The sequence below is a fragment of the Solirubrobacter pauli genome, assembly GCF_003633755.1.
Taxonomy (GTDB): Bacteria; Actinomycetota; Thermoleophilia; order Solirubrobacterales; family Solirubrobacteraceae; genus Solirubrobacter; species Solirubrobacter pauli.
This window is the reverse complement of sequence record NZ_RBIL01000002.1, coordinates 1,943,867-1,960,172: the sequence shown is the minus strand read 5'-3', so window position 1 is coordinate 1,960,172 and position 16,306 is coordinate 1,943,867. Positions and strand designations below refer to the sequence as shown.

Here is a 16,306-nt window from a genome sequence, read left to right as displayed (position 1 = left end):
CGAACGGCGCAGGGCCGAGAGGCGCAGCAGCGCTACGGCGCGCCATGGAGACGACGGTGACCAGCATTGGCACGATGCTCTGAGGATCGCGTGGAACTGTCAAGTAACACAGTGTCAACGGACAAACGTCTGACGGGTTCACGCGGCTGAGGCCAGGTCTTTCGTTCAGTTTGGACAGCGTGCGGACAGGATCGCGGCGAGCTCGTCAACGTCCAGCGACGACAGGGCCTCGACGTTGAGCACGAGCGCGTCCCCGTCGACGACGCCGCGCACGCTCGGGTCACCGGCGGCGAGCTCGTCCGCGACGTTCGCCAGCCCAGAGAGGCGCACCGCGTTGAAGGGCCCCTCGGCCAGGACCCGCTCGTCGAGCGTGAACCGGCACAACTCGCCGCCGACCCGGTCCCGCAGCCGCGCCGCCAGCGCCTCGTAGCCGGCGAGCCGCGCCGCGTGATCGCACGCCAGCCACTCCTCCAGCGCGGCCACGACCGACACCACGCCGGCGCGATCGAGCTTGAACGCCCGCCCGAACGTCCGCCACGGCCCGCTCTCGTAGCCGACGAAGTCCAACGCGGCCACGTCGCGCACGCGCGCCTCCGACCCCGCCACGAACCCGCCCGCGTTGGGCCCGCCGAAGTACTTGGCCGAGAACACGGCCAGGTCACCACCCGCCGACCAGCGACCGAACGCCGACACCGGGAAGCACTGGAACGCCGCGTCGACGATCACCGGCACCCCCAGAGCGTGGGCCGCCGCCGCGACGACCGGGAGCGGCTCGCCCACGTCGTCCAGGTGCGCCGGATGCAGCACCGCGGCGGGGCCCGTCTCCAACGCCGCCACGACGTCATCCACGGCGCGCACCCGCGCACCCGCCAAGGCGGCACACCGCGCGTACACGTACGCGTCCGCGTGCGCCCGCTGGACCAGCACGTCCGACGGCACCGCCGGCAGCGCCTCCATCCGCGCCCCGTCGCCGCGCGCCACGCACGCCCCGACGGCCAACGCGATCCCCGCGGACGCCCCGGGCACGACCCGCGCGGCGGGCGCGCCCACCAGCCCGGCGATCCGCGCCCCGGACGCGTCCAGCAGCTCGTCCATGGCCGCCCAGGTCGCGTTCGCCTCGGCCGCCGCGGCCCACACGCCGGCGGACAGCGACGACCCGCCGAGGTCGGTGTAGATCCCGCACGCGTTGATCACGCGCCGCACGCCGAGCGACGAGTAGGAGGCCATGACCCGGCAGTTTTCCGCACGTTCCGGGGGAGGCGTCGATTCGGTCCGATGCGACACCTATGGTTCCCTCCCCGTGAGCACCCCATCCGTCGCCCATCTCCACGTCCACTCCGAGTACTCGCTCCTCGACGGAGCCTGCAACATCGACAAGCTGGCCGAGCGCGCGGCGGCCTACGACCAGCCCGCCATCGGGCTGACCGACCACGGGGTGATGAACGGTGCCGTCGAGCTCTACAAGGCGGCCAAGAAGCACGGCGTGAAGCCGCTGCTGGGGCTCGAGGCGTACTTCGTCGACGACCGGACGGTGCGTGACCGCAAGGTCGAGCGCAACCACCTCACGCTGCTCGCCGCGACGAACGAGGGCTTCAAGAACCTCACGACGCTGTCCTCGAAGGGCTTCCTCGAGGGCCTGCACCGCGGCAAGCCGGGTGTGGACCTCGAGCTGCTGTCGATGCACTCGGAGGGCGTCATCGCGCTCACGGGCTGCCTGGCGTCCCGCACCAGCCAGCGCATCATGGACGGCAAGTACGACGAGGCGCGCGAGCACCTGGACCAGCTGATCCAGATCTTCGGCCCGGAGGACGTCTACCTCGAGGTCCAGAAGAACGGCCTGACCGAGCAGGAGCAGGTCAACGAGGGCATGCGCAAGTTCGCGCAGGACACCGGGCGCCCGTTCGTCGGCACGGCGGACGTCCACTACCTGCGCAAGGAGGACTTCCGCAACCACGCCGCGCTGCTGTGCGTGCAGACGAAGTCCACGCTCGCCGCGCCGAAGATGTCCTTCAGCACGAACGAGTTCTACCTCAAGTCCACCCAGGAGATGGTGGACTCGTTCGCGGACTTCCCCGGCGCGCTGGAGTCGACGCTGGAGATCGCGGAGCGCTGCGACGTCGAGATCGCGCTCGGCGGCCAGCTGATCCCGCGCTTCGAGTGGACCGAGGGCCTGTCGGAGAAGGAGTACCTGCGCAAGCTGGTGCTGCAGGGCATGGCCGAGCGCTACGGGGATCCGATCCCCGCGCACGCGCTCGAGCGCATGGAGATGGAGCTCGGCGTCATCGACAAGATGGGCTTCAACGCCTACTTCCTGATCGTCTGGGACTTCGTCAACTGGTCCAAGAACAACGGCGTCGCCGTCGGTCCGGGCCGTGGTAGCGCCGCCGGCTCGATCATCGCCTACACGCTGCGGATCACGGACGTGGACCCGCTGGCCTACGACCTGCTGTTCGAGCGCTTCCTGAACGCCGAGCGCGTGTCGATGCCGGATATCGACATCGACTTCTCCGTGCGTGGCCGCGAGCGCGTGATGGCGTACGTGAAGGACAAGTACGGGGCCGACCGCGTCGCCCAGATCATCACCTTCGGTCGCATGTTCCCGCGCGCGGCCACCAAGGACGCGGCGCGCGTGCTCGGCCACGACTACGGCGTCGGCGACAAGCTCTCCAAGCTCATCCCGGACCCGATCATGGGCCGCTCGCCCTCGTTCAAGGAGTGCCTGGAGCCGGGCGAGGACCTCGCGAACGAGGTGGCGAAGGACCCGGTGGCCGCGCAGGTCGTCGAGGTCGCGCAGGGCCTGGAGGGCATCGTCCGCAACGCGTCCATCCACGCGGCCGCGGTCGTGATCTCCGACCGCAGCCTCACGGACATCGTCCCGCTGCAGCTCGCCGACGCGAAGACGACGGACGACGACGGCAACAAGGTCTACCGGACCGTCACGCAGTTCAGCATGAAGCCGATCGAGGAGATCGGCCTGCTGAAGATGGATTTCCTCGGCCTCCGCAACCTCGACGTGATCGAGGACGCGCTGGACATCATCGAGCGCTCCAGCGGCGAGCGCCCGGACATCGCGGCGATCCCGCTGGACGACGTGAAGACCTACGAGATGATGGCCCGGGGCGACTCGGTCGGCGTCTTCCAGTTTGAATCCGAGGGCATGCGCGAGTCCCTGCGCAAGGTCAACCCGACCGAGTTCGAGGACCTCGTCGCGCTCGTGGCGCTGTACCGCCCGGGCGCCATGGATCAGATCCCCGCGTACTCGCGCGGCAAGCGCAACCCGGACTCGATCCAGTACATCGACGACCGGCTGATCCCGATCACCGAGTCGACCAAGGGCGTGATCCTCTACCAAGAGCAGGCGATGCAGATCGCCAAGTCCCTGGCGAACTTCACCGGCCCGCAGGCGGACGACCTCCGAAAGGCGATCGGCAAGAAGAACCGCGCCGCGATGGCGAAGCTGCAGCCGATGTTCATCGAGGGCTGCCGCGCGAACGGCGTCGCCAACGACGTCATCGAGTCGCTGTGGGCGACCAACGAGAAGTCCGCGGACTACTCGTTCAACAAGTCGCACGCGGCCTGCTACGCGCTGATCTCGTACCGCACCGCCTGGCTGAAGGCGAACTACCCGGCCGAGTACATGGCCGCGCTGATCTCGTCGGTCATGGACACGAAGGACAAGGTCCCGTTCTTCGTCAACCAGGCCGAGCAGATGGGCATCGAGATCCTGCCGCCCGACGTGAACCTGTCGGATCACGAGTTCATGGTCGTGGACGGCAACATCCGCTTCGGCCTGGACGCCGTCAAGGGCGTCGGCTACGCGGCGGTCGAGGCGATCAAGGTCGCCCGCGAGGACGGCCCGTTCACGAGCATCTGGGACTTCTGCGAGCGGGTGGACGGCCGTGCCGTCAACAAGCGCTCGATCGAAGCGCTCATCCAGTGCGGCGCGTTCAACTCCACCGGCGCGACGCGCCGCGGCATGCTCGAGGTCCTGGACGCCGCGCAGTCGGCCGGCCAGCGCGCCCAGCAGGACGCGCAGATGGGCCAGGGCTCGATCTTCGACCTGTTCGACACGGGCGGCGCGACCGAGACGGCCGCGCCGAGCCACCCGCCGGTCCCGACGCACGAGTTCGAGCCGAACGAGCTGCTCTCGATGGAGAAGGACTCCGTCGGCGTCTACATCTCCGAGCACCCGCTCAAGCGGGTCGCCGCGGCGCTGCAGGTGAAGGCCGACTGCACGATCGCCGAGCTGCCGGGCACGCGCGACGGCGACTGGCGCAAGGTCGGCGGCATGATCACCGAGTCCAAGAAGATCCGGACGCGCTCGGGCAAGATGATGATGTTCGCGACCCTCGCGGACCTCGAGGACTCCGTCGAGATCGTGGTCTTCGACGAGGTCATGGCCTCGATCGAGGAGCTGATCGCGACCGACGCGACGATGCTCGTCAAGGGCAAGGTCGAGCAGAAGGAGCAGGGCAAGGTCTCGCTCGTCGTCTCCAGCGTCGAGAAGTTCGACCCGAGCGAGGCCGAGATCGAGAAGGCCAAGGCGCAGATCGCGAAGGTCGCGGCCACCGCGCCGACCGCCCTCAAGCGCCGCGTGCACGCCGCCCAGCTGCCGGCGACGGTCATCGACGACCTGCGTGACCTGTTCGAGCGCTATCCCGGCGAGACCGAGTTCGTGCTCGAGATGCACACGCGCACCGGCCTGCGGCGGTTGAAGTTCGGCGCCGGGTATCGCGTGCAGGCGCGCAACGCCGGTCTGCGCGCGGAGCTGGACGGCATCCTCGGCGCCTCGGCGTCCGCGGCCGCCTAGACGCCCACGTTGAGCGTGAGCGTGTAGCCGTCCTCGACGCTGCCGCTCACGCTCGCGAGCTGGCTCCGGTACCCGTCGCCGAACACCATGTCGTCGTCCAGCGACGTCGCCGCGAGGTTCTGGACGCTCCGCTCGTAGCCGGCGGTGGCGTACACGGCCTCGCAGACGTCCTGCGGAATCGCGAGCTGCGTCGTGCGCAGCTTCGCCTGCCCGGCCGTGGCGGCGTCGAGGCTCTCGTAGATCTCGAAGTGCATGTGGGGCCAGCGGCCCTGGTAGGCGGCCGGGAAGATCGTCGTGAACGTCAGCGTGCCGTCGGCGCCGGACTCCTGGACCCCGCGCAGGTAGTTCTCGCCGGCGACCGCGTCGTCGTACAGCGAGTAGCGGCCTTCCCGGTCGCAGTGCCAGAGGTACACGGCCGCGCCCGCGAGGGGTCCGCCGCCGCCCGTGACGTCGAGGAGCTTGAGGTTGACCGTGGTCGGGACGCCCTCGGCGACGCCGGAGGCGTCACCGACGCTGCGCGTGATGTCCGAGCGGACGATCCCGCTCTCGCTGAGCACGTTGGGGCCGTTGGAGCCGTCGCCCGGGAACGGCCCGGCGGTCTCCTCGGGGATCTGGTCACCGCCGGCGGCGGTGCTCCGATCCTGCGAGCTCGTGCCGCCGCACGCGACGACCACGGCTGAGCCGAACCCGCCGAGCAGCACGCCGAGCGCCCGGCGACGGCTGATCAGGCGGGGCAGGTCGTGGCTCAGCCCGAGGTCATGATCGTCATGAGGCATGGCCCCAGGATCGCGTGGGAGCCTGGGAGCGCCCTGTGAGTCAGCTGAGCCGTGCGGCGAGCCCGCGCGAGCGCAGGTCGTGCGCCCAGGCCATGTCGACGGCCTCGACGCCCTTGCCGAGGCGGCCGGGGCCCTCGAAGATCACCGGCAGGCCTTCGAAGCGCGGCTCCGAGAGGAAGGCGATCATGCCCTCCCGGCCGATCTCGCCGTCGCCGAGGTTCGTGTGGCGGTCGCGGTTGGACCCGAGCGGCGTCATCGAGTCGTTCACGTGCAGCGCGCCGAGCCGGTCGCAGCCGACGACCTTGTCGAACTCGTCGATCACGCCGCGCAGCGACTCGGCGGTGCGGACGTCGTAGCCGGAGGCGAACAGATGGCACGAGTCCAGGCAGACGCCGAGGCGCTCACCGCCGCCGGCGCCGTCGATCAGCGCCGCGAGCTCCTCGAACGAGCGCCCGAGCGTGCCGCCCGCGCCGGCCGTGTCCTCCAGCAGGAGCGGGCACTTTTCTGACTCGTCGAGCGCCTCGCGGATGACCTCCGCGGCGCGCGCGATGGCCTCGTCGGCCGGACCGCCGTCCTTGAGCGCCGACCCCGGGTGCAGCACCACGCCGACGGCGCCCAGCTGCGCGCCCGCGTTGAGCGCGACCTTCAGCGACTCGAGCGACTTGGAGCGGATCTCCGGGTCCTCGGAAGCGCAGTTGAGCAGGTAGACGGCGTGGATGACGAGCGCCTCGACGACGTAGGAGGCCTCCATCGCCGCGTGGAACGCGGCCACTTCCTCGTCGTTGTAGACGCGCGCCTTCCACATCCGGGGCGACTGGTTGAAGATCTGGATGGACCGGCAGCCGCGCTCTTCGCCGCGGGTCACCGCGTTCGCCGGGCCGCCGGCAGGGGAGACGTGTGCGCCGATCAACATGGGCGCTGACTGTACAACCGGCCCTCGGCGCAGGAGACTGCGTCTGTCGCTAGCAACCAGTTCGGACGGAACAACTGCGTCGAGGCCCTTCGAAATGGCGTGGGTTCACAATTTGCCGGATTCGGGGTACCTACGAGAACAAGTGCCCCACAGTTCCTTCTCACGCCGCTCCGGCTCGCCGGCCAGCGGTTCGCCCGATGACGCAAATTGCGGGGTGGACCGTCGCGTCGAGCGTCGAGGACGCCCGAACCGGCGGCCTTTTGCGGTCTGTTCTACCGGTCCGACCGTTTCACCCAGTATCTTCGGAACGGTCGCGCTGCTGGAGCGCGAGGAGACCCTCAAGCGGGTGGGACGTGCGGGCGAGGCGTAGGCGGGAACGAGGAGGACGACGTGGCGGGGGCCTCAACCATCGGTCGACGATTGCCGATAGACGGTCAAGGTGACTTGCCCGTGACTACCGGCCACACTCCAGAACAGCTTCCTGCGGTCGATGACTCACTCATGAGCACCGCCACCGCACCGGCCGCTGTCCGGCCCCGCCCCCGCGGCGACGCGCCGTACGCCGTCGTCGGCCGGCCCCGCAACGAGGGGCACGGCAAGCGACTCACAGCGGCCTTCGAGGCCCTCGAGGTCTTCCCGGCGCTCGCCGAGTCGCGGAACCGCCTGCTCGCGCTGATCGCCGAGGAGAACCCGTCGACGGGTGACGTGGTGCGTGCGATCGAGTCGGACGTGGCGCTGGTCATCTCCGTCATGCGGCTGGCCAACGGCCTGGAGTCGCCCAAGCGCGGCCAGGTCGAGTCGGTGGTCTCCTCCGTCGAGGTGCTCTCTCCCGAGGCCGTCCAGCGCCTCGCGGCCAACGCCGAGACGTTCGAGTTCTTCGAGCGCGGCAAGACCTGGGACGCCGCTCCCGAGCGCTTCCGCCTGCACGCCGTCGCCGTCCAGCGCGCCGCGGACCGTCTCGCGGCCGCCGCCGGCTACGCGCATCGCGACCGTCTGCTCGTCACCGCGCTCCTGCACGACGTCGGCAAGCTCGTGCTCATGCACGCCTACCCGGGCTACCCGAAGCAGGTCCACGGGCCGGCGCGCACGCCCGAGGAGCGCCTGCACTACGAGCGCCGCGAGCTCGGCGTCGACCACGCGCTGGTCGGTGGCGTCCTCGCTCGCCGCTGGAACCTGCCGAACGCGGTCGCGTCCGCGATCGAGCGCCACCACTCCGACGACGCGCAGGGCGACGCCGCCTTCGTCCGCCTCGCGGACATGCTCGCGCACTACTCGCAGGGGTCCCCGGTCTCCTCGACCGAGCTGCTGCGCGCCGCGCGCACGGTCGGCTTCGGTCCTTCCGAGCTGCGCTCGGTGCTCTACGACCTTCCGTACCCGTCCCAGGACCGCCCGCGCGCGGTCGAGCCGTGCCCGCTCTCCTCACGTGAGCTGGACGTCCTCAAGCGCCTGGCCCAGGGCATGGTCTACAAGCAGATCGCGCTCGAGCTCTCGCTCTCCACGAGCACGGTCCGCACGCACCTCCACAACATCTACGGCAAGCTCGGCGCCGTGGACCGCGCGCAGGCCGTCCTGCACGCGACCGAGCGCGGCTGGTTGTAGAAGCAGGGGACATCCCCGCCGCCCCGCCCCGATCATCCGACCTACTCGGGCGGGGCGCCCATCCGGAGCGCGTGTCAGGATTGGCGCGTGCTCTCGATCACCACCAAGTCGCCGTACGCGATCCGCGCGCTGGCCGAGCTTGCCCGCACCGGCGGGGCCGGTCCGGTTCCCATCGGTGAGCTCGCCCGCCGGCGCGACGTGCCGGTGCAGTTCCTCGAGCAGCTGTTCGCCGTCCTGCGCCGCGCGGGCATCCTGCGCTCGCAGCGTGGCGTGAAGGGTGGCTACGCCTTCGCCCGCGAGCCCGGCGAGGTCACCGTGCTCGAGGTCGTCGAGCTGCTCGACGGCCGCCTGGGCGCCGAGGCCGAGGGCATCTTCGCCGAGGCCGCCGCCGCGGCGCGCGCGGTGCTCGCCAAGACGACGATCAACGACGTCGTCGAGCGCGAGAACCAGGCCGCCGGCGCGACCATGTATTACATCTAGAGCGAGAAAGCTCACATACGCGCAAGACGCATCGTGCGCGTCCGATGACCGGGAGGCCCCGTTCCCTCCATCGGACTCACTGCCTTGCGCCTCACCATCTCTACCAAGCTGATCGCGGCGTTCGCCGGCCTGCTGGCCCTGATCGCGATCCTCGGCTACTTCTCGGTCTCACGGACGTCGGGCATGCGCGCCGACACGGAGAACATCGGCCAGAAGGTCGTCCCCGCCACCCGCACCATCGGCGAGCTCAAGGACCTGACCGGCAAGTACCGCCGCAACCAGATCCTGTTCGTCGTCCGCCAGTCCGACAAGGAGGAGCTGGACGGCAACCTGGCCGACGTCACGACGGCGCTCAACGACTACCGCTCGAAGTACGCGAGCGGCGCTGCCGACCGTCGTCAGCTCGAGGCCTTCGTCGCGGCGTGGACCAAGTACCAGGACGTCACCAAGGGCGTCTTCGCGCTGCAGGCCAACGACATCGGCGGTCTGACCGGCCTCATCTCCTCCGGCCCGGGCGACCAGGCCTGGGAGGACACCAAGGCCGCGATCGCCGCGTGGGACAAGGCCAACGCCGCGGCCGCCGCCGACTCGGTCGAGCAGGTCGCGGACGCCGCGACCAGCACCCGCAACCTCGCGCTCTTCCTGCTCGCCGGCGGCCTGCTCGCCGGTGTCGTCGTGGCGACGATGATCATCCGCTCGATCAAGCACGGCCTGCGCCGCCTCGTCGACGCCGCCGACCACATCGCCCAGGGCGACGTGGACCAGGACATCGAGCTCACGGGCAACGACGAGCTCGGCGACGCCGGCAAGGCGTTCGCAGGCATGGTCGACTACCTGCGCGACAGCGTCAGCTCCGCGGACCGGATCGCCCAGGGCGACCTGACGACCGACGTCGTCCCGCGGGGCGAGAAGGACGCGCTCGGCCATGCCCTGCACGGCATGGTCGAGGGCCTGCGCACCGCCATCGGCGACGTCGCCGGTGCGTCCTCCACGGTCGCGAGCGCCTCGCAGCAGATGGCCAGCTCGGCGGACGAGACCGGCCGGGCGATCGGTGAGATCGCGCTCGCCATCGGCGAGATCGCCGAGGGCGCCGAGAGCCAGGTCCGCTCCGTGAGCGACGCCCGCGTCGCCGTCGACGAGGTCTCCGTCCACGTGGAGGAGTCGGCCCGCACCGCCCGCGAGACGCGTGACGCGGCCGACGAGGCCCGCGCGGTCGCCCGCGCCGGCGTCGACGCCGCCGCCGAGGCGACCAGCGCCATGCACGCGCTGCGCGAGTCCTCCGAGGAGGTCGCGGGCGCGATCCAGGCGCTCGGCATCAAGTCCGACGCGATCGGCGGCATCGTCGCCACGATCACGTCCCTGGCCGAGCAGACGAACCTGCTCGCGCTCAACGCCGCGATCGAGGCCGCCCGCGCCGGTGAGCAGGGCAAGGGCTTCGCCGTCGTGGCCGAGGAGGTCCGCAAGCTGGCCGAGGAGAGCCAGGGCGCGGCCGGCCAGATCTCCGGGCTGATCGAGGAGATCCAGCGCGAGACCTACAACGTCGTCAACGTGGTCGAGCGCACCAACGAGCGCACGACCGCCGGCGCGGCGACCGTCGAGCAGGCCCGCGACGCGTTCGAGCAGATCGGCGCCTCGGTCGAGGACATGAGCGGCCGCGTCGGCCACATCGCCTCGATCGTCGAGTCGATCGCCACGGGCGCCGGCTCGGTCCAGAGCGACATCGGCGCGGTCACCGACCTGGCCGAGCGCTCCTCCGCCGCCACCGAGCAGGTCTCGGCGTCGGCGCAGGAGACGTCCGCGGCCGCGCAGGAGATCGCCGCCTCCGCCGAGTCGCTCTCCGGCACCGCCGAGGAGCTCGAGCGGATCGTCGCGCGGTTCCGGCTCACCCCGGCCTAGCGAGAACGCGACATCTGTCGCTGAAGAGGGACAGTTCCTCTTCAGGGAGCAGCGTGGGTTGCATGATGCAACCCACGCTGCTAGTTTCAAATCCATGGAACTTCATGGAGCAGTGGCGCTGGTGACCGGCGCGAACCGCGGGCTCGGCAAGGCTTACGCGGAGGCGCTCGTCGCCGCGGGCGCGAAGGTCTACGGGGGCGCTCGTGACCCGCAGACCGTCACGAGCGAGGGCGTCATCCCGGTGCAGCTCGACGTGACCGACGCGGCCCAGGTGGCTGCAGCCGCGGCTGAGCTGACCGACGTCACCCTCGTCGTGAACAACGCGGGGATCGGCTCGCTCGCGACGCCGCTCACCGCGGACCTCGACGAGGCCCGCCGGCTGATGGAGGTCAACTACATCGGGCTGCTGCGGGTGTCGCAGGCGTTCGCTCCGCAGCTCGCAGGCGGCGCGCTCGTGAACGTGCTGAGCGTGGCCTCGTTCCGGCCGCTGCTCTCGCTGAGCGTCTACTCGGCGACGAAGGCGGCCGCCTGGTCGATCACGACCGCGCTGCGCGAGGAGCTGGCGGACACGCTCGTCGTCGGCGTCCACGCCGGCTTCATCGACACCGACCTGGCCGCGGCGGTCCCGGCCGAGGACAAGATCCCGCCGAGCCAGGTCGTGGACGCGACGCTCGAGGCGCTGCGCACCGGCGAGACCGAGGTGCTGGCGGACGACGTCAGCCGCCTCGCCAAGGCCGCGCTCGTGGCCTAGGCGCTGCAGCGCGGCGCGCGCGGCCCTGATCACGCTAGGTTCTCTCACCGATGCCACACGCGATCGAGGTGGCGGGCCTGACGAAGCGCTTCGGGCCCGTCACAGCCGTCGACGACCTGTCGTTCACCGTGGACGAAGGACGCGTCACCGGCTTCCTGGGCCCGAACGGGGCCGGCAAGACGACCACACTGCGGATGCTGCTCGGGCTGGTGAACCCGACCTCGGGCGCCGCGACCGTGCACGGGCAGCCGTTCACGACGCTGAACGACCCGATCCACACCGTGGGCGCCGTGCTGGACGGCGGCATGCTGCATCCGGGCCGCAGCGGGCGCAACCACCTGCGCACGCTCGGGCGGGCCGCGGGCATCGGCAACCGGCGCGTGGAGGAGCTCCTGGAGCTCGTCGCGCTCAAGGACGCCGCCCACCGGCGCGCCGGCGGGTACTCGCTCGGCATGCGCCAGCGGCTCGGGCTGGCGGCCGCGCTGCTCGGCGACCCGAAGGTGCTCGTGCTCGACGAGCCCGCCAACGGCCTCGACCCGCAGGGCATCCGCTGGCTGCGCGACTTCCTGCGCCGGCTCGCGGGGGAGGGGCGCGCCGTGCTCGTCTCCAGCCACGTGCTCGCCGAGGTCTCGCAGACCGCCGACGACGTGGTCGTGATCGCGAAGGGCAAGAGCGTCGCGCAGGGGCCGCTGCAGGAGCTGATGGCACGCAGCGGCCGCGACGGCGGCGTGCGCGTGTCCGGCCCGGACGTGCGCCGCCTCGGCGACATCCTCTACTCGCAGGGCGCCCGCGTGAGCGGCGACGCCACGCAGATCACGGTCTCCGACCGCTCGGGCGAGCAGGTCGGCCGCGTGATCGCCGAGCACCAGATCGTGATCTCCGAGCTGGTCTCGATCGGCGGGTCCCTCGAGGACGTCTACTTCGAGCTCACCGGCGCCACGGGAGGCCCGTCATGATCCGCCTGATCAACGCGGAGTTCCTCAAGCTCCGGACGACGCGCACGTTCTACGCCTTCCTGGCCGCGTGCGCCCTGCTCGTGCTGCTGCCGACGATCCTCATCTGCGCGCTGGCCGACATCACCAGCGACCCGATCGAGCCGCTGCTGTTCTTCATCGGCCAGCTGATCCAGACGTTCTCGCTGCTGATCGGGATCCTCGCCGCGACGACCGAGTTCCGCCACGGCACGATCACGCCGAGCCTGCTCGTCGTCCCGAACCGGATCCGGCTGATGACGTCGAAGCTGCTCGCCGCGACGCTGACCGGCCTCGCGATCGGCCTGTTCTCGACCGTCTTGATCGTCGTCATCGTCGCCGTCCTCGGCTCGGCGCGCGACTTCCCCACCGACGAGCTCGGCCGCGGCGGCCTGATCCTCGGCGGCACGCTCGTGTGCGGGCTCTACGCGGCGCTCGGCGTCGGCGTCGGCGCGCTCGTGCGCAACCAGGTCGGCGCGATCGTCGGCGCGCTCGTCTACGTCTTCGTCATCGAGCCGCTCGCGACCGGGCTGCTGTCGCTCAGCGCTGCGCTGGACGACATCCTGCCGAAGTACAGCCTGGGCGCCGTGGCGAACTGGCTCGTGGGCGTCTCGCCCGACGACGACGTCCTGCTCGGGCGGTTCCCGGCCGGCCTGCTGCTGGCGCTGTACGCCGCGATCTTCGTCGCGGCCGGCATGTTCATGCTCCGCAAGCGGGACATCACGGCATGATCCGGCTGCGCCCCGCCACCGAAGCCGACGCGGCGCGCGCGGCCGAGCTCGTGATCGCGGTCGACGTGGCGGAGATGGGGGAGCCCGACTACTCGCTCGAGGACCTGCGCGACGAGTGGGCGGAGCCGGGGTTCGAGCTCGAGTACGACGCGATCGTCGTCGAGGCCGACGGCGACGTGATCGGCTACGCCCACTTCCGCTCGGGTGACCTGCTTGCGGTCGTCGACCCGGCGCGGGAAGGCGAAGGCGCGGGCACGGCGTTGCTCGAGTGGGCCGAACGGCGCGCCCGCGAGCGTGGCGAGACGCGGCTGCGGCAGGGCATCGGCAGCCGGGCCACGGCCGCGCGGGCGCTGCTCGAGGCGCACGGCTTCGCCGTCGTCCGCTCCTACTACCGGCTGGAACGCGACCTCGCCGACGAGGGCGAGCCGGCGTTCCGCGCGCTCGACCCCGCGGACGCGCTGTTCGCGGTCTACGACGCCGCGTTCTCGCGCATCCCCGACTACGTGCACCGGCCCGAGGACGCGTGGACCGCACGGCACCTGCACGCGCACAACCTCGACCCGGCGACGTCGCGCGTGGAGCCCGGCAAGGGCTTCACCCTCGTGCGGCGCTGGGACGACGGCGTCGCCTACGTGGAGCTGCTCGCGGTGCATCCCGACCACGCCGGCCACGGGCTCGGCGGGGCGCTGCTGCGCGCCACCTTCGCCGCCGCGGCCGCCAACGGCTACACGCGTGTGACGCTCAACGTCGCCTCCGACAACCCGAACGCGCTGCGCCTGTACGAGCGCGTCGGCATGTCCCAGCGCTGGCGGATCGACGATTACCACAAGGCGCTGCCAGACTAAGGCGCCGATGATTCCGAGCAACATCGCCGATCACGTCGGCCGGACCCCGATGGTGCAGCTCAAGCGCCTCGCACCCGAGAACGGTGCCGAGGTCTTCGGCAAGCTCGAGATGTTCAACCCGGGCGGCTCCGTCAAGGACCGGATCGGCGTGGCCATGATCGAGGCGGCGGAGGCCGAGGGCCGGATCCAGCCGGGCCGCACGACGATCGTGGAGGCCACGAGCGGCAACACCGGCATCGCGCTCGCGTTCGTCTGCGCGGCCAAGGGCTACGACCTCATCCTCACGCTCCCGCAGGGCATGAGCCGCGAGCGCGAAGGGTTGCTGCGCCTGTACGGCGCGCAGGTGCACATCACGGAGTCGATGGGCGGCATGAACGAGGCCGTCGCCGCCGCGCGCGCGATGGGCTCCGAGGACGGCTACTTCCTGCCCGACCAGTTCTCCAACCCGGCCAACCCGGAGGCGCACCGGCGCACGACCGGGCCCGAGATCTGGGAGGCGATGGACGGCAAGGTCGACTACCTGGTCGCGGGCGTCGGCACGGGCGGCACGATCACCGGCGCCGGCTCGTTCCTGAAAGAGCAGAACCCGGACATCCAGGTGATCGCGGTCGAGCCGCTCACCTCGCCGGTGCTGTCCGGCGGCCGGCCCGGCCCGCACAAGATCCAGGGCATCGGCGCCGGCTTCATCCCACCCGTGCTGGACCGCGGCGTGCTGGACGAGATCATCCCGGTCGACGACGAGGACGCGCTGCAGACGGCGCGCGACGCCGCGAGCCGCGAGGGCGTGCTGGTCGGCGTCTCCTGCGGGGCCGCGCTGTGGGCCGCGCTGCAGGTCGCCGCGCGCCCGGAGGCCGAGGGCAAGCGCATCGTGGTCGTGCTCCCGGACTCCGGCGAGCGCTACGTGTCGCTGCCGTTCTTCGCTCCCGAGCCGCCCGCCTCGCAATCGTCATGATCCGGGAGGTCGAAGGGCCGGCAGGCGCGCCGTGGGAGCGGCCGTTGCACGGCACGCTCGACCGTCTGGTGGTGGAGTCCGACGCGCTGGCGGGCAACCCGCTCGACGACCCGTCGCGGCGCCCGCTGTACGTCTACCGTCCGCCCGGGGTGGAGCTCGACCACCCGAAGCCGCTGCCGAGCGTGTACGTCATCCAGGGCTACACGGGCCAGCTCGACATGTGGTTCACGCGCCAGCCGTTCGAGCCGAACATGATCGAGCGCCTCGACGCGCTGTTCGCGGGCGGCGGGTGCCCGGACGCGATCGTGGTCTTCGTCGACGCGTGGACGTCGTTCGGCGGCTCGCAGTTCCTGAACTCGACGAGCACGGGCCGCTACCTGGACTACCTGTGCGACGAGCTGGTCGCGTTCGTGGACGACCGCTATCCCACCGCCGCCTCGCGTGACCATCGCGGGCTGACGGGCAAGTCGAGCGGCGGCTACGGCGCGCTGGCCGTGCCGATGCTGCGACCGGACGTCTGGGGCGCGCTGGCCTCGCACGCCGGCGACGCGCTCTTCGAGTCCTGCTACCTGCCCGAGTTCCCGCAGCGGGCACGGCAGCTGCGCGAGGAGTTCGACGGCTCCTGGGACACGTTCTTCGAGACCGTCGCCGCGACCGACCCGCCGAAGTGGGAGTGGGTCCACCTGCTCGAGCTCTACGGCTACGCCGCCGCCTACTCACCCGATCCGGCCAACCCGGGCCGCGCGCTGATCCCGTTCGACGCGAACGGCCGGCTGATCGACGACGTGTGGGCGCAGTGGCTGGAGAAGGACCCGGTGCGCATGGCGCCGCGGCACGCCGACGCGCTGCGCTCGATGAAGCGCATCTACGTCGACGCGGGCCGTCGCGACGAGTACTTCCTCGACCTGGGTGCCCAGGCCTTCGCGGCGGAGCTGGCGAAGCTGGGCGTGGACTACACGTGCGAGCTCTTCGACGGCACGCACGCGCGGCTGACGTACCGCTATCCCGGAGCGATCCGGGAGCTGGTCACCGCTCTCGTGGCGTGACGGGCGTGGCGTGCTCGCGCGCCCACGCCTCGACCGCCGGCCACGGGCCGTAGCCGGCGTCCGTGTTGATGTGGCCGTCGCCCTCAAGGACGTCGGTCGGTAGGCCGGGGTAGACGGTCGCCGCACCGGCGGGGCAGTACGGGTCGTTGTCGGACGCGACCAGGCGCGCGTTGTCGAGCGCCACGTCCGGAGCGGGGAAGAAGTGCGCGAGCGCCTCGGGGACCGCGTCGGCGGACGGCGGCGCCACGAGCAGCACGCGCTCGGCCGGCTGGCCGCCGCGCGCGATGTGATGCAGCCAGAGCACGCAGGCGAGGCTGTGGCAGACGACCACGGGCGGCTCGGAGAACTGCTCCAGCTCACGCTCGAGGGCGTCGAGCCAGGCCTCCAGCCGCGGCTGGTCCGCGTCCGGCAGGTCGGGGAAGTGCACCGCGGCGTCACCGGAACGCAACCGGCCGGCGAGCCAGGACTGCCAATGTCCCGGGCCTGAGCCCTGATAGCCGTGGAGAATCAGATACGAAGGGCGTGACATCCGGGCC

At 71.1% G+C, this 16,306-nt stretch carries 14 protein-coding genes; 10 read left to right on the top strand and 4 right to left on the bottom strand.

The window, feature by feature from the left end; all coding sequences use genetic code 11:
• Positions 1-165: 165 nt before the first annotated feature.
• Positions 166-1,227: a hypothetical protein gene (locus tag C8N24_RS28775; protein WP_121256675.1), complete on the bottom strand. Its 1,062-nt coding sequence runs from the start codon at positions 1,225-1,227 to the stop codon at positions 166-168.
• 73 nt (positions 1,228-1,300) lie between these two features.
• On the opposite strand from C8N24_RS28775, the gene dnaE reads away from it, so the two are divergent.
• On the top strand, positions 1,301-4,810 hold the full coding sequence (dnaE, locus tag C8N24_RS28770) for a DNA polymerase III subunit alpha (RefSeq protein WP_245972003.1): 3,510 nt from the start codon (positions 1,301-1,303) through the stop codon (positions 4,808-4,810).
• On the opposite strand, the gene C8N24_RS28765 is transcribed toward dnaE, so the two are convergent.
• Positions 4,807-5,586 carry a dioxygenase family protein gene (locus tag C8N24_RS28765; RefSeq protein WP_121256670.1) on the bottom strand — a complete coding sequence of 260 codons (780 nt, stop codon included), beginning with the start codon at positions 5,584-5,586 and terminating at the stop codon, positions 4,807-4,809. The two genes, dnaE and C8N24_RS28765, sit on opposite strands and share 4 nt — an antisense overlap.
• Before the next feature lie 40 nt (positions 5,587-5,626).
• The gene (locus C8N24_RS28760; RefSeq protein ID WP_121256667.1) at positions 5,627-6,499 is read right to left on the bottom strand and encodes a deoxyribonuclease IV; all 873 of its coding nucleotides are present in this window, start codon (positions 6,497-6,499) and stop codon (positions 5,627-5,629) included.
• Positions 6,500-7,000: 501 nt separating this feature from the next.
• Between C8N24_RS28760 and C8N24_RS28755 the strand changes: the two genes are divergently transcribed.
• The 9 genes from C8N24_RS28755 to C8N24_RS28715 all read left to right on the top strand — a co-directional run bounded on the left by C8N24_RS28755 (position 7,001) and on the right by C8N24_RS28715 (position 15,770).
• Positions 7,001-8,098: an HDOD domain-containing protein gene (locus C8N24_RS28755; protein ID WP_121256665.1), complete on the top strand. Its 1,098-nt coding sequence runs from the start codon at positions 7,001-7,003 to the stop codon at positions 8,096-8,098.
• Between the two features lie 87 nt (positions 8,099-8,185).
• A complete protein-coding gene (locus tag C8N24_RS28750; protein ID WP_121256662.1) occupies positions 8,186-8,578 on the top strand; it encodes an RrF2 family transcriptional regulator in 393 nt (130 codons plus the stop codon).
• Positions 8,579-8,662: 84 nt separating this feature from the next.
• Positions 8,663-10,474: a methyl-accepting chemotaxis protein gene (locus tag C8N24_RS28745; RefSeq protein ID WP_121256660.1), complete on the top strand. Its 1,812-nt coding sequence runs from the start codon at positions 8,663-8,665 to the stop codon at positions 10,472-10,474.
• A gap of 94 nt (positions 10,475-10,568) precedes the next feature.
• A complete protein-coding gene (locus C8N24_RS28740; protein ID WP_121256657.1) occupies positions 10,569-11,225 on the top strand; it encodes an SDR family NAD(P)-dependent oxidoreductase in 657 nt (218 codons plus the stop codon).
• A gap of 50 nt (positions 11,226-11,275) precedes the next feature.
• The gene (locus tag C8N24_RS28735; RefSeq protein ID WP_121256655.1) at positions 11,276-12,181 is read left to right on the top strand and encodes an ABC transporter ATP-binding protein; all 906 of its coding nucleotides are present in this window, start codon (positions 11,276-11,278) and stop codon (positions 12,179-12,181) included.
• Positions 12,178-12,927, top strand: coding sequence for an ABC transporter permease (locus C8N24_RS28730; RefSeq protein WP_121256653.1), 750 nt, complete (start codon positions 12,178-12,180; stop codon positions 12,925-12,927). Before C8N24_RS28735 ends, C8N24_RS28730 begins: the two co-directional genes overlap by 4 nt.
• Positions 12,924-13,772, top strand: coding sequence for a GNAT family N-acetyltransferase (locus tag C8N24_RS28725; protein ID WP_121256651.1), 849 nt, complete (start codon positions 12,924-12,926; stop codon positions 13,770-13,772). Before C8N24_RS28730 ends, C8N24_RS28725 begins: the two co-directional genes overlap by 4 nt.
• A gap of 7 nt (positions 13,773-13,779) precedes the next feature.
• The gene (gene cysK / locus C8N24_RS28720) at positions 13,780-14,724 is read left to right on the top strand and encodes a cysteine synthase A (RefSeq protein ID WP_121256648.1); all 945 of its coding nucleotides are present in this window, start codon (positions 13,780-13,782) and stop codon (positions 14,722-14,724) included.
• Complete coding sequence (locus C8N24_RS28715) at positions 14,721-15,770, top strand: alpha/beta hydrolase (protein ID WP_121256645.1); 1,050 nt, start codon at positions 14,721-14,723, stop codon at positions 15,768-15,770. Before cysK ends, C8N24_RS28715 begins: the two co-directional genes overlap by 4 nt.
• On the opposite strand, the gene C8N24_RS28710 is transcribed toward C8N24_RS28715, so the two are convergent.
• Positions 15,751-16,299 (bottom strand): RBBP9/YdeN family alpha/beta hydrolase, encoded by a 549-nt coding sequence (locus C8N24_RS28710; protein ID WP_121256643.1) that lies wholly within the window; start codon positions 16,297-16,299, stop codon positions 15,751-15,753. The genes C8N24_RS28715 and C8N24_RS28710 overlap by 20 nt on opposite strands.
• Between the last annotated feature and the right edge of the window lie 7 nt (positions 16,300-16,306).

Coding starts and splice junctions, on each gene's coding strand:
- C8N24_RS28775 (WP_121256675.1), bottom strand. CDS start 1,227: ATGGCCTCCTACTCGTCGCTCGGCGTGCGGCGCGTGATCAACGCGTGC.
- C8N24_RS28765 (WP_121256670.1), bottom strand. CDS start 5,586: ATGCCTCATGACGATCATGACCTCGGGCTGAGCCACGACCTGCCCCGC.
- C8N24_RS28760 (WP_121256667.1), bottom strand. CDS start 6,499: ATGTTGATCGGCGCACACGTCTCCCCTGCCGGCGGCCCGGCGAACGCG.
- C8N24_RS28755 (WP_121256665.1), top strand. CDS start 7,001: ATGAGCACCGCCACCGCACCGGCCGCTGTCCGGCCCCGCCCCCGCGGC.
- C8N24_RS28740 (WP_121256657.1), top strand. CDS start 10,569: ATGGAACTTCATGGAGCAGTGGCGCTGGTGACCGGCGCGAACCGCGGG.
- C8N24_RS28735 (WP_121256655.1), top strand. CDS start 11,276: ATGCCACACGCGATCGAGGTGGCGGGCCTGACGAAGCGCTTCGGGCCC.
- C8N24_RS28730 (WP_121256653.1), top strand. CDS start 12,178: ATGATCCGCCTGATCAACGCGGAGTTCCTCAAGCTCCGGACGACGCGC.
- C8N24_RS28725 (WP_121256651.1), top strand. CDS start 12,924: ATGATCCGGCTGCGCCCCGCCACCGAAGCCGACGCGGCGCGCGCGGCC.
- cysK (WP_121256648.1), top strand. CDS start 13,780: ATGATTCCGAGCAACATCGCCGATCACGTCGGCCGGACCCCGATGGTG.
- C8N24_RS28715 (WP_121256645.1), top strand. CDS start 14,721: ATGATCCGGGAGGTCGAAGGGCCGGCAGGCGCGCCGTGGGAGCGGCCG.
- C8N24_RS28710 (WP_121256643.1), bottom strand. CDS start 16,299: ATGTCACGCCCTTCGTATCTGATTCTCCACGGCTATCAGGGCTCAGGC.